Source organism: Amycolatopsis benzoatilytica AK 16/65 (assembly GCF_000383915.1).
GTDB lineage: Bacteria > Actinomycetota > Actinomycetes > Mycobacteriales > Pseudonocardiaceae > Amycolatopsis > Amycolatopsis benzoatilytica.
In genome coordinates this window covers 2,308,774-2,320,159 of sequence record NZ_KB912942.1, presented here as the reverse complement: position 1 = coordinate 2,320,159, position 11,386 = coordinate 2,308,774, and the positions used below count along the sequence as shown (strand labels likewise).

Annotated in this window: 14 protein-coding genes; 6 read left to right on the top strand and 8 right to left on the bottom strand. The window is 65.8% G+C overall.

Annotated features, from left to right (window positions below; translation table 11 throughout):
* Positions 1 to 36: 36 nt before the first annotated feature.
* From AMYBE_RS0110500 to AMYBE_RS0110480, 5 genes are read right to left on the bottom strand one after another with little or no spacing between them, the layout of a single operon-like run.
* Positions 37 to 2,160: an FtsK/SpoIIIE domain-containing protein gene (locus AMYBE_RS0110500; protein ID WP_020659332.1), complete on the bottom strand. Its 2,124-nt coding sequence runs from the start codon at positions 2,158 to 2,160 to the stop codon at positions 37 to 39.
* Positions 2,153 to 2,851, bottom strand: coding sequence for a hypothetical protein (locus AMYBE_RS0110495; protein ID WP_020659331.1), 699 nt, complete (start codon positions 2,849 to 2,851; stop codon positions 2,153 to 2,155). The genes AMYBE_RS0110500 and AMYBE_RS0110495 overlap by 8 nt, the downstream gene beginning before the upstream one ends.
* Complete coding sequence (locus AMYBE_RS0110490) at positions 2,848 to 3,177, bottom strand: hypothetical protein (protein ID WP_020659330.1); 330 nt, start codon at positions 3,175 to 3,177, stop codon at positions 2,848 to 2,850. The genes AMYBE_RS0110495 and AMYBE_RS0110490 overlap by 4 nt, the downstream gene beginning before the upstream one ends.
* Entirely contained in the window at positions 3,174 to 3,500 is a 327-nt protein-coding gene (locus AMYBE_RS0110485; RefSeq protein WP_020659329.1) for a WhiB family transcriptional regulator, read from the bottom strand. Before AMYBE_RS0110485 ends, AMYBE_RS0110490 begins: the two co-directional genes overlap by 4 nt.
* Positions 3,482 to 3,727: a helix-turn-helix domain-containing protein gene (locus AMYBE_RS0110480; protein ID WP_245573179.1), complete on the bottom strand. Its 246-nt coding sequence runs from the start codon at positions 3,725 to 3,727 to the stop codon at positions 3,482 to 3,484. Before AMYBE_RS0110480 ends, AMYBE_RS0110485 begins: the two co-directional genes overlap by 19 nt.
* 103 nt (positions 3,728 to 3,830) lie before the next feature.
* On the opposite strand from AMYBE_RS0110480, the gene AMYBE_RS0110475 reads away from it, so the two are divergent.
* The 3 genes from AMYBE_RS0110475 to AMYBE_RS0110465 all read left to right on the top strand — a co-directional run bounded on the left by AMYBE_RS0110475 (position 3,831) and on the right by AMYBE_RS0110465 (position 6,214).
* Positions 3,831 to 4,211: a helix-turn-helix domain-containing protein gene (locus AMYBE_RS0110475; RefSeq protein ID WP_020659327.1), complete on the top strand. Its 381-nt coding sequence runs from the start codon at positions 3,831 to 3,833 to the stop codon at positions 4,209 to 4,211.
* Between the two features lie 111 nt (positions 4,212 to 4,322).
* Positions 4,323 to 5,867 (top strand): helix-turn-helix domain-containing protein, encoded by a 1,545-nt coding sequence (locus tag AMYBE_RS0110470; protein WP_034286905.1) that lies wholly within the window; start codon positions 4,323 to 4,325, stop codon positions 5,865 to 5,867.
* Positions 5,864 to 6,214, top strand: a complete 351-nt coding sequence (locus tag AMYBE_RS0110465; protein ID WP_020659325.1) for a hypothetical protein — start codon at positions 5,864 to 5,866, stop codon at positions 6,212 to 6,214. Before AMYBE_RS0110470 ends, AMYBE_RS0110465 begins: the two co-directional genes overlap by 4 nt.
* On the opposite strand, the gene AMYBE_RS0110460 is transcribed toward AMYBE_RS0110465, so the two are convergent.
* Positions 6,203 to 7,672, bottom strand: a complete 1,470-nt coding sequence (locus AMYBE_RS0110460; RefSeq protein WP_084469938.1) for a helix-turn-helix domain-containing protein — start codon at positions 7,670 to 7,672, stop codon at positions 6,203 to 6,205. The genes AMYBE_RS0110465 and AMYBE_RS0110460 overlap by 12 nt on opposite strands.
* Positions 7,673 to 8,278: 606 nt before the next feature.
* On the opposite strand from AMYBE_RS0110460, the gene AMYBE_RS0110450 reads away from it, so the two are divergent.
* Positions 8,279 to 8,515, top strand: a complete 237-nt coding sequence (locus tag AMYBE_RS0110450; RefSeq protein ID WP_020659322.1) for a hypothetical protein — start codon at positions 8,279 to 8,281, stop codon at positions 8,513 to 8,515.
* Positions 8,512 to 8,886, top strand: coding sequence for a hypothetical protein (locus AMYBE_RS0110445; RefSeq protein ID WP_020659321.1), 375 nt, complete (start codon positions 8,512 to 8,514; stop codon positions 8,884 to 8,886). Before AMYBE_RS0110450 ends, AMYBE_RS0110445 begins: the two co-directional genes overlap by 4 nt.
* A 302-nt stretch (positions 8,887 to 9,188) precedes the next feature.
* Here the strand turns inward: AMYBE_RS0110445 and AMYBE_RS44770 are convergent, their stop codons facing one another.
* Positions 9,189 to 9,383, bottom strand: a complete 195-nt coding sequence (locus tag AMYBE_RS44770; protein WP_154676164.1) for a hypothetical protein — start codon at positions 9,381 to 9,383, stop codon at positions 9,189 to 9,191.
* A gap of 19 nt (positions 9,384 to 9,402) precedes the next feature.
* Here AMYBE_RS44770 and AMYBE_RS0110435 point away from each other — a divergent pair, with 19 nt between their 5' ends.
* Positions 9,403 to 10,074, top strand: a complete 672-nt coding sequence (locus AMYBE_RS0110435) for a hypothetical protein (protein ID WP_154676163.1) — start codon at positions 9,403 to 9,405, stop codon at positions 10,072 to 10,074.
* Between the two features lie 32 nt (positions 10,075 to 10,106).
* Here AMYBE_RS0110435 and AMYBE_RS43925 read toward each other — a convergent pair whose 3' ends face one another.
* Entirely contained in the window at positions 10,107 to 11,222 is a 1,116-nt protein-coding gene (locus tag AMYBE_RS43925; RefSeq protein WP_020659318.1) for a helix-turn-helix domain-containing protein, read from the bottom strand.
* Positions 11,223 to 11,386 lie beyond the last annotated feature (164 nt).

Here is an 11,386-nt window from a genome sequence, read left to right as displayed (position 1 = left end):
TAGCTCGGATCGGTCGATCCTCGGAGTGATCGGCACTCATGGCTGATCTTCCTCCACGTCCGGCTCGCCGCCAGTGGCCGCACGGCTGATGGAACTCCTGATTTCAGCGGTCAGGTATCCGCGCACCTGCCTAACCTCGCCGTCGTCGCCGGTCACCCGGTCCCGGGTCGGCCGGCATCCCAGGTCAGTCATCTCCTGGGCGAACGTCCGCCGATCCATCTCCAGCGCGTCGAGCAGTTCGGCCGTCGGTACGAAGTCCCGGCCGTCCTCGCTGAGATCGTCGCCCAGGTAGTCGACGATCGACGTGAGCAGCGCAGGCAGCTCAACTGCGTCAACGGGCTGACCTGCACTGATTGCCTTCACTGCCGCGGCGTGGTCAAGCACTGGCATGGTGTCCTGCCCTGCTGCGTGCCCGGTCAGGGTCCCGGCAGCTTCGCGCAGCGCGCGGCCTTGCTCGCAGATGGTCCGCCAGTCGTCGTTCGGCATGTAGTAGGTCCGGACCGTCATGGCCAGCGCGTCGGCGCCGGCCGCGGTGTCGCCGTCCGGCCGCAGGATGCCGACGCCCTTGTGTGAGGGCAGCAGCCGCGAGGAGTCGAACCCTCGCGTGTTCATCTGCTCGCCGAGCACGATGTTCGAGTCGCGCCAGTCCATCACCCGCAAGGCGAACCGCGAGCCGAGCACCGCGCGCAGCCCGGACGGGATCGTCTTCGAATCCGGCCGCTGCGTCGCGAGCACGAGCACGATCCCAGCGGCCGGCCCCTTCTTCGCAAGCCATGTCAGCAGCTCACCGACGTACTCACCCGCGGGAAGCTTCTTTCCTTGCACGTCAACGGGTGTGCGGTCCTCCAACGGAACCTGAACCTCATCGATGAAGATCGCTGTGATCGGCATGTTCAACGACCTGTCCCGGGACATCTCCGGCGTGACCTTCGACTCCGGGCACGTGAGGTCGTCCAGGTCGCGCATCCGCCGGAACCGCGTCTGAACCTCACCGACCAGCTCGATCAGCCAATCCACCAAGGCCAGCACGTGTTCGGGTTCGTCGCCCGACATGAACCGGTGCGCCACCGAACCGGCCGCGTCCCAGTCCTTCCCAGCTTTGAAGTCCGCGACGTACAGCCGGACGCACGCGTCCAGGATGAGCCCGGCAGCGGCGAGTCGCGCGGAAAACGTCTTGCCCTGCCGCGGAATCGCGCCGACGAGCAGTGACGTCCACACCAGCGGAAGGTCGATCCGCCGATCCCGCGCATCCCGTCCGAACGGAATCGGCCGCCACGCGTCCCACTGCGTCACGCTGAGCAGCGGCGTCCGCAACGGCGGTGATGCGTACGGGTCTTCATCAGCCACCCACATCGCCACCCGACCGGCGTGCCCGCTGTTGCCTCGTACGCGCTCGACGATCAGCTGGACTTCGTCGACCGCGAGCGCCGACGCGAGTGCGTCCCGGTTCTTCACCACGTCGGCCGCCTTGCGCGTGGCAGGAAGGTCGACGGTGACCGCCCAGCCGTCACCGACGCGCGTCGCGCGCTCGACGAGCCGCAACGTCTCGTCCTTGCCGATCAGCTTCGCGTCCCGGAACGCGTCCACCAGGACCTGCGGGTCCATCGTCCACGTCAGCGTCCGCGGTCCGGCAAGCGCCGGCTTACGCCCGGGACTGCCGTCCTTCCTGCGTCCGAGAACCGCGAGCGCTACCGACGCAGCGGCCCCGGCGATCCACAGTGGATCGTCCCCATACACGAGGTCGACGACGGCCACTGCAATGGCGACAACGACCGTGACGGCACCGCTGACCTTCCACCGGAACAACGTCAGCGCCCGGATTTCGATGAACTTGTCCGCCAGCTTTTCCGATTCCTCGGCGGCCGTCCGGTAATCCCGGACGGTTACCCACCCACGCCACCACCGCGCACCGACTACGACACCGCGCACAACCGCACCGAGGAACCGTAACGGCGACAGCACTAGCCACACCACAGCATCCTTGAGCGCCTGCACCGCCTGCGGCCTGCTCTTGAGCCACAACGGCACCCGCGGCGAGTGCAACCACCACAACACGAAACGGTTCCGACGTCGTTCACGCCGACGCGGTTGCGGCAACGTGTCGTCGACCAGCTCGCCGTCGAGCACGGGATCGGCCTTGACCGGCAATGAGTCAGCCATTGGCCACCTCCGCGCGCAGCGCCCGCGCCAGCCGCGGCGACAGGCCACGCGAGCAGCCGGTAGCCCGCCGCACCCAAGCGGGCGTGATCTCGACGTCGGGCGTCCAGCTCTCCCGGGCGATCGCGAGGTAGTCGCCGAACAGCACGCGCCGACCGGAGTTCATGGGCTCCTTGTGAACGGGACGGCGTTCAGCAGCCACGAGCACGGCGTCGGTGAGCTTGTCCCGCAGATCAGTTATCGCTTCGACCGCGACGAAGACGACCAGTGGCGGCACCGAGTGCAGGACGATCGACGCGGGCTCGCCAGCTGCGAACGACGTCCAGGTGTTCATGACGTAGGTGGCAGCAAGCGTGAACCCCTTCGCACGCCGAACCCAGACACCGGTCCGGACCTGGTACCGCGCCGTCACTTGCTCAGCCCGCAAGATTGCGAGCAGGACAAGTGAAACGGTCGGGTCCAGCACCCACGCAGCCAGCCACGGCAATGAGCCCGGCCGCGTCCCAGCCGACGCGAAGCCCTGGACATTGGTCATCGTGAACGCCAGTCCGAGCACGATCCCGGACCAGCACATCCAGTCGACCTGCCGCCGCACCCGCTCGATCCGAAGCGCCACGACGTCCGGATCGGTCTGATAGGCACGCACCTCCGCGGCCTCGGCCGCGTCCTGCGAAAGGCGTTGAGCCCGGTTCATCGCCGACCACCCCGCTTCGAGGCATCGACCGTCGTCACAGTCATCGCGCGGGTCAGCGCATAGGACGCGAATAACGCGGGCAGACCGAGCACGGCAAGCAGCAGCCACCGGTTGCCCGAATGGGCGATGACCACCCACTGGACAGCAACGATGAGTCCCGCGTTGAACAGCACCCGCCCGACCAGCGAGACAAGCCGGGCACCGCTCCGGGTGGCTTCGGCGGCGGCTTTTGCCCTGCGGGAACCGGCTCGCCAGACCCAGAACAGCACGAGCAGGACGCCGACGCCAGCGAGGATCTGCGTGGGTGTCACGGTCAGTCCGTTCATCGCGCACCCCGCTCGATCCGCTCACCGCGACGCAGCCGGTGCGGATACAGCGCACGACGGTCGTCATCGGTCATCGCGCCCCAGACGCCGACCGTGTCGACGCCGGCCGTCCGAAGCTCCAACTCAAGACACTCGTCCTGGACCGGGCAGCCGCCGCACAGCAGCTTTGCGAACTCGCGATCGTCGTTCGCGTCCGGCGGCCCACTCTCCGCCGGGATCATGCACGCTCCGTCGCTGGTCACGATCTTGGTCAGGACATCGGTCGGTACCCACCGCAGACGGTCGAGCCGCCATGCGACACCGATCAGCCAGAGGTCGTCCATGCCACACCTCCGTCCTGAAGAGCTTTGGCCAGCTCGGCAGACGAGACGCGCAGTCCGGAGCGGCACAGCGTGGCGCGGAGCGCGCCGGTCCGGATCGCCCGGCTGACGGTGTTGCGGGAGACGCCCAGAATCCACGCGGACTCGGGAATGGTGTGAAAGGTCTTTTTGGCGTTCATGAGAAACCATTCTGTTGATTTCAATACTATGTTGTTGATTTCAGCTGTCACGCGGACATGTTTGTCCGCGCATCGCGGCAACACGCGCCCGCGATGCCGATGAGTGGTTGAAAAGCCGCTAATCTCGGCGCTGAGGCGGAGCGCGGAGGAATACGTGACGGAGGACTGGGCGGCGGTCGCGAAGGCGATCGATATGCGCGTGCGGGAACTGGGCTGGCGGCAACGCGAGCTGGCCGAACGTTCGCACGTGTCGCAAGCAACGGTGCGAGAGCTTCAGCACCATGTCGTCGAGCGGCGCCGCAGCGCCCGAACGCTCGAAGCGCTGTCGACGACGTTGGGCTGGCACCCGCGGCATCTGTTGGCCGTGCTGCAGAACCGCACACCGCCGCACCCGGGCGAGCCGATCGACGACAGCCACGAACTCGCGTCCCGATTGGACGCACTCGAACAGCGGCTGGCCGAGATCACGGATCGGCTCGATGATGTTCAAACAAGCCTGGCGACGGTGGTTGAGCACATCCAGCCGAAGCGTTAGCGAGGTCTTTTCCATGCCTTCAATTCAAGGCTGAAACGACGTCTCAACCCATGCGCAAGTACCGCAGTGCCACTGCACAACCACTGCAGAACACCGACATTCGGGAGCGCGATGAATCCGGCCGGGAGATGGACAGGGCGCACTGCGACTGCATTGCAGTCGGCATTGCGGCTGAGTCAAGAACGGTTCGCCGAACGCCTCGGGATCAGCGCCCGCACGGTCGCGTCGTGGCACAAGAAACCCGATCTCCGGCCACAGTCGGACATGCAACAGGTCTTGGACACTGCGTTAGCGCAGGCGTCGGACGCCGAGCGCGATCGGTTCGGCGAGCTGACCGGCAACACGCCAGCGGTGTCGAGCGAGGTTGACGAACGCCTGGATGCCGACCCCCACATCGGCGCGGCGCTGGAGTGGCTCGACCGTCACGCGCGCTGGAAGCCGGGCACCGCGCGTCGCGCCGTCGCCGATCGCATCTCGCACATGGACGTCCGAGCGCTTCAAGACCGTGGGACACGACGTGGTTGGGTCAGCCAGCGCGACATCGCGGCAGCACTGGCCACTTACTACGGCAACCGGCTCGACGACCACGGCCTGTACACGGCGCAATGTGGCGATCTCGCCATGAACACCAGCGTCCTGACCTGCGAAGACTGGCTGGACTTGGATTGCGAGTTGCGTCCGCCGTACGACCGGCTCCGGGTCCCGAGCGCGCGGCCGGAAGCCGACCTGGAATTGGGCGATCACGCCGCCGGCTGCGCCGCTCAGCGTCTCGCCGAGACGCTGTCCATGAACACTCGGCTCACGGACAGCCCGATCTACCGGCTCACGGGCGCGGACATCCGTGAACACCAGCTTCGCGGCACGTTCGGCGTGTCCCAGTTCGTGCACTACGCGCTGACGGCCGACCTTCTCGAAGGTGAACTGGTCGACGCGGTGGCCGAGGGGTCGACGGCTATGCCGCTCCGCGACCGTTATCTGCCGGACCTCCGTTCGGTGCTCGACGTCGACGACAGGCTTTGTGCGGGCGGTGTCCTCGCGCTCACCGCCATCGCCCGGCCTGCCGATCCATACCGCGGCGACGCGGACTACTTGCTGCTGGTCCAAGAGCGGTCCGGCAACGTGCTGAACGCCGCACGCCGGCTCGCGGTGATCCCGAAGGGTTTTCACCAGCCACTGACCGACGTCCGCCGAGACGCGCAGGTGGGCATGACGCTCCGCCGCGAGATGGAAGAGGAGTTGTTCGGTCGGCCTGACGTCGACAACACCCTGGGCTACATGCTGGCGGCGGACCCGCTGCACGCGACCAAACTCACTGAGCCGATGAGCTGGCTCATGGCGGAGCCTGGACGCCTGCGGATGGAGTGCACGGGGTTCGGCCTCAACTTGGTCAGCGGGAACTACGAGTTCGCCAGTCTGATCGTCATCGACGACGAAGAATTCTGGTCGCGCTACGGCGGCGTGGTCGAAGCAAACTGGGAATCCGCGACTCTTCGTCAATATTCGACTACTGACGACGAGCTCGTCACCGAGTTGCTGGGTGATGTAGCGTGGAGCAACGAAGGATTGTTCGCCATGTCGCAAGGACTCAGGCGCCTTGCGGAAATCGGCGGAGAGCGCGTGAGACTACCCGCGATCGAATGGGAGATCAGCCAGTGACTGACGGTTGGACCACCGGCAACGCCAACGAAGATGCGGCGGACACGCGGGGCTGGCTGGTCGGCCACTTCATCGATCCGTCGCAGGGCGTTCGATCGTCGAAGGACGTGGAAGTCAAGTGGGCGAACCATCCCGCGGGCGACAAACGTCCCGAGTGGACCTCCGACGACCAGCGAACCACGCTCGTGATGCTCGTCTCAGGTGAGTTTCGAGTTGAAGTCACCGGCGGCAGCAAAGTAATGAATCGGCCGGGCGACTACCTCATGTGGGGCCCGAGCATCGACCATTCCTGGGAAGCGTTGGCGGATTCCGTCGTCTTGACCGTCCGTTGGCCGTCAGCTACCTAATTCGACGGCGGGAATCCGCACCCGTTCACCGCCGATCTCTGCGAGCCGACGCAGCCCCTGAAGAAACGCAAACAATCCTTCATTGCTCCAGGTCTCGTCACTGATCAGTTCGGTGATCAGGTCGCCGTCGAGAGTCGAGTACTGCCGCAGCCCGGCGGCCTCCCAGTTCGCTTCGACGTCGCCGCCGAATCGCGGCCAGAACTCTTCGTCGTCGATCACGACCAAGCTGGCGAACTCGTAGTTCCCGCTGACGAGGTTGAGCCCAAACCCGGTGCACTCCATCCGCAACCGGCCGGGCTGTTCGGTCAACCATCGCATCGGCCCCGATAGCCGGGCCGGGTGCATGGGATCGGCGGCCCGCTGGACACCGGTCGTCCGATCGACGTCTCCCCTGCCGAACAGTTCTTCTTCCAGCTCACGGCGCAATGTGGCACCGATGCGCGCGTCGGCGCGTTGATTGGCGAGCGGCCCGTGAAAGCTCTTAGGGATGACGGCCAGCCGGCGCGTCGCATTCACGACGTGCTGCGAACGCTCCTGTACCAGCATGAGGTAGTCCGCTTCGCCGCGGAAGGGATCGGCGGGCCGCGCGATCGCCGTCAATGCGAGCACGCCACCAGCGCAAAGCCGGCCCGCAAGGTCGAGCACGGAGTGAAGATCCGGCAGGTACCGATCTCGTAGCGGCATCCGGCCTGGCTGCACCGCCCGACTTTCGCGTAGCTCCCGTTCGAGGAGATCCATGCTCAGGGCGTATTCGACGAACGGCACCAGCTGGACGCGGCCGGCGATCCCATCCGGCCGGATCTGCACGTCCGTGAGTCGGTACAGCGGTACGTCCGCGATACGCACGTCTTCGGCCGCGGCTGCGGCCAGTCGCCGAACGGCAGCGCATTCGTCGACCAGCTCACGCGCCGCTTCATCGCTGGCGGACAACACAAGCCGGTCGTTCTTGGCGGTCAGCGGGCACGCAAGGTCCAGCCAACCCGGCTGCGTCAGAATGCTGGTCGCGACCTCAACCTGTCCACAGCGCGCGGCGTACGCCGAATGCCCGGGAACCGGTTCGTTGTAGTACTCCGCCAAAACGGCTGCAACACGACTCCGACCGGCCGACGTCTCGGATTGCGGCCTCGCCGGCTCTGCGCTCGCCACGCGTGCGCGCGCAGTCCCGGCAGACCATCCGGCGCGCCGATCCAGCCAACCGAACGCGGGCTCAAGCGACGAATCAAGCTCCGGTGTATCCGCGAGCAGGCGCAGGCCGATCAGCCCACGCAGCTCGTCAGCGGTGCGGCCAAGAGCCTTGGCCAGCTTCGGCCACTGGTACGGCAGCGGCGCGTGATCGCCAGCCTCCCACCGGATGACCGTCGACCGGTCAACGGACATCACCTCGGCAAGGTTCTCTTGAGTCAGCCCGGCCGCCTTGCGCGCTGAAACAAGCTCCTCGCGCCGCCGATCGCTGCCCACTCGACCACCTCGCCCCGGTTGATGTCGATCACAGCGTAGCAGCCGTCTTGCCAGGTGTAAGCCATGAGTGCCACGTCTCCGCCACGAAACATCAACGATTCCGCTCTGGGCTATGGCGGCCTTTGCAACTTGGATGATTTCAACAGATCAGAAGACGACAGGGGCGAATGTGACCAGCGGTGAACCTAGCTCGCGCTTGTACATGACCTGGCACCACTGCGTGATCGACAACCTGGACCACGCCGTCACCGACGACGCTCTGGCCGATGGCATCGCGCGCCAGGAAGGCCGCTACTGGACGTTATGCGGCCGAGATGTGCTATTCCACTCGTGCCTGACGCCGCCCGGGCGGCCGTGCACTACCTGCAAGTCGCTGGTCTGGCACTGCACGGCCACGCCGACGACCAAGCCCGCGTCCCACCGCAAACCGTCGCGCTGGCGCCGCGTCTTCGGACGCCTCCAGACTCCGGCCGCCCTGCCGCCGCGCCCGCCTCAACGCGTGCGGCCCATACCCGAGCAGGGCGGCCGGACCAGCACGTCAGCGGGAACGGGTAGCGCTCCGACCGCGCCCGTTCCCGCTGACCGCCATCCCCGGCCGTTGACCCGATGACTGTCTTCATCGCGCGCCCGCTGCGCGGCACAGTTGGGGAATCCCGCCGCGTCGTCCATGTCTTCCCGCTCCCAGCAGAGGGCCTGGCGCCTGAACGGCTGACCGCGTATTGCGGCGCGACGTTCGGCCGCGGCGAGCTTGAGTTGTTGGAACGTCCGGTCGGGATGCCGTGCGTGACCTGCCTGCGCCTCGCGCCCACCCCGGCCGCCGACTGGAAGGCGATCGAGCGATGACGCCGAGCCCGCCGATCGCGCCGGCGTTTCAACGCGAACTGGACCCGCTGCTGCTCCTGCCGGCGCGGCTGTTCGTACTGGGCCAACTGGTGGACATGCGCTGGCGCAGGGTTGTGGTGGTCGGGAGCGCTCCGGGCGTGGGCGCGCGGAGTCTCGCGCCCCACCTGATGACCTTGCGCGCCGCCGGATACGTGGAGACCCGGTTCGAGAGAGGTAGCCTGGTGCTCCGTTTGACACCGCTCGGACTCGACGGGCTGACCGAGCACGTGACCGCGCTGCGGTCTGTCGCGAACACAGCCGCCGACCTCGTCACTGCGCGGCGCGCTCCGCCCATCCGGTGTGCTGTGACAGGGGATGGCCCGATGCGCTAAACCGTCTGAAGACGGCTGCTAGTGACGGCTGTGACGGGACCCCAGCCGAGCTGTCACAGCCGTCACGCCAGCGTTCTCGCAGGTCAACCGGCATTCGTTGCCGTCACAAGCCGTATGACGGCCGTGACGGCTAACTCGGACTGCGATAGCCAAGATCGCCCGGGACGGGAGACCGCCACTCCGGCCCGGTGACTGGCGTTGAGTCTTGGCTGTTCCGGCGTCGCACCCCTCGCGACCATCCGAGCGGAACGGCCGAGTCGGCCCGGCCGGCGCAGGTTGACTGCGCTGGCCGGATACCGGCTTTACCGGGCTACGGCGAGGCCGTCGTGGGTGAGGTTGAGCGCGTCGATCAGGTTGGTACGGCTGCCCGTGCACATGTTGGCTTCCAGCTCACCGTCGTTCGTGTCGCTGGTGAAAGCCAGGACCCGGCCCGTGGGGGCCAGGTCGTACACGGTCAACGGGGTGCTGCGGACTCGGTCGCCGGCGCGCGTCGACACCCGGTCTTACGACGCCGACTTGTACGCGGCACTGGTGGAGGCGGCTCGCTTCGCTCTCGATCTTCCCGAGTTGCCGATGTTCGTTACGGTGAACCTGGCCATGACGTCCGGGCTGGCCGCCGATGTCGCCCGCAACGCGGATGACGATACTTTCGCTGACCTCATCGATGACGCAGCCGCGCTACGGCCTGTAGCTATTGCGATTAGTCTTGTTCGTCAACTCATGTTCATGGCCGAGAAGACCCAGCGGTCGGACTTGAAAGCAAAAGCTCGGGAACACGTGATCCAGCTCGTGCGCGACATCGACTGGGCCAGCCGGGATGTCTGGGTCGACAACGTGTTCCATGTGCGGAAATTGTTGGATTTGGCAGCCTCGGTCGGTTCTGATGATGAGGTTCGGGATCGCCTCGCCGCAGCCATCACCGGACAGCCCGACTTGCTTGAACCGATTCTCTCGGGTGTTAGCCAGGTAGCCGAGCAGTTGAACCCAGATGATTGGAGTCAATCGATAGGCATCGACATCCACATCGAGGATGTACCGGCTTGGTTCCCCACCTCGATCGTCGCTGCCGAAATCCGGCGTCAGTACCCGGACCTGCAAGCGGCCGACCGGCACAGCACCACCCGGGACGGCGACGTCACTCGTGACCTCGCTGCCCAGGTTCTCGCTATCGAGCCCCAGTCTGCGTGACTGCCGCAGGTCGTGGTCGACACGCTGCGAGATCAGAACTCCACTCGGGGGCGTTCGGTGATATCTCGACTGAGCAGAGCCCGAACGTCTGCTTCCGGGAGTCCAGAACGGTTGATGAAATCGTCAAAGGAGAGGCCGGTCGTCTCCATGAGTTCTAGTGCGCGCTGCAGGAGTACCGGAACCTCCGGGTTTCCTAGCGGGCCTGGTTCGACCTTTCTCCAGCCGCGCGCGGACAAGGCTTTCCATCCCTGCGCGTAGGTATGTTCGCTCATGACGCCGAGCGTCTTTGCTCTAACCAGAAGGGCCGCGAGCGAGACGTGCCATTTTGCTTTCAAACGGAGAAATGCAGGCCAGTCGAGTCGATCCGGGAGTTCGGATTTGATGTCGTCGGCTGGCATGAGGAATGCGGCGGCAAACTCGTGAGCTTGCCCTTCCGTGGCCTTGTCTCCTATTTGTCCTGAAATGCCATGCAAGACTAGATGGCCGAGTTCGTGGGCGGCATCGAAACGGGAGCGATCGCGCAAGCCCTTATCGGCACCCAGGGCAACGACTGGCCTGTCAGGGAAGTCGACGCAGAATGCATCGACCTTTTCGATACTCACGCGAAAACGAACGACAGTGATTCCGTTCATCTCCAGCAGTCGCACAACGTCGCGAACCGGGCCGCCTGGCACGTTCCAATGGTTGCGGACCTGAGCTGCCGCTTGCTCGATGTCGATGGACTGAAGCGGCTGCCCTTCGTCAATCGGGACGCGTGGCAGATTGAGGTCGGGCAATGCGACGTGCTTCTCGAGCTCGAGCGCGAGTTCCCGCGCCAGGTGCACGTAGGCGAGAGCTTGCTGACGATCTCGAGGGGAGGTTGATCGAAGGCTGCGAAAGAACCCGTTGACTTGGTCCTGAGCAGGGGGGCGAGCTGGTGCGGCGAAGAAGGTCGGCGGCACCCGCAAAGCGACCGCGAGACGGCGCAGCGTCGATGTGGCGGGTTTGGTGTGTCCATTCTCGAACTGGCTGACCGAGGCCGCGGTGACCGAGCCGACTTCCCGCGCCAGCTGCACCTGGGTGAGGCCGCGCAGTTCGCGAGCCATCCGCAGTCTGGCCCGGTCGAACAGGGCCGCGATGTCGCCGGGGTCCAGTTGCGGGTCGTTCACGTCGCTCGCCTCCGCGCCAGTCGGTGTCCGCCGATCAGCGGACGATCGTGATCTTGATGCTCCGCTCGCATCTTAGGCACACCTTGGTTACCGGGCGGTCAAATAGCTGGACCTCAACAAGACACGCCCGAGTGGAGTGTGTCGAGTTACACATCTCTCCTGTC

Excerpts from the sequence above, each read along its gene's own strand:
- AMYBE_RS0110500 (WP_020659332.1), bottom strand. The coding sequence starts at position 2,160 with ATGGCTGACTCATTGCCGGTCAAGGCCGATCCCGTGCTCGACGGCGAG.
- AMYBE_RS0110495 (WP_020659331.1), bottom strand. The coding sequence starts at position 2,851 with ATGAACCGGGCTCAACGCCTTTCGCAGGACGCGGCCGAGGCCGCGGAG.
- AMYBE_RS0110490 (WP_020659330.1), bottom strand. The coding sequence starts at position 3,177 with ATGAACGGACTGACCGTGACACCCACGCAGATCCTCGCTGGCGTCGGC.
- AMYBE_RS0110485 (WP_020659329.1), bottom strand. The coding sequence starts at position 3,500 with ATGGACGACCTCTGGCTGATCGGTGTCGCATGGCGGCTCGACCGTCTG.
- AMYBE_RS0110470 (WP_034286905.1), top strand. The coding sequence starts at position 4,323 with ATGAATCCGGCCGGGAGATGGACAGGGCGCACTGCGACTGCATTGCAG.
- AMYBE_RS0110450 (WP_020659322.1), top strand. The coding sequence starts at position 8,279 with ATGACTGTCTTCATCGCGCGCCCGCTGCGCGGCACAGTTGGGGAATCC.
- AMYBE_RS0110445 (WP_020659321.1), top strand. The coding sequence starts at position 8,512 with ATGACGCCGAGCCCGCCGATCGCGCCGGCGTTTCAACGCGAACTGGAC.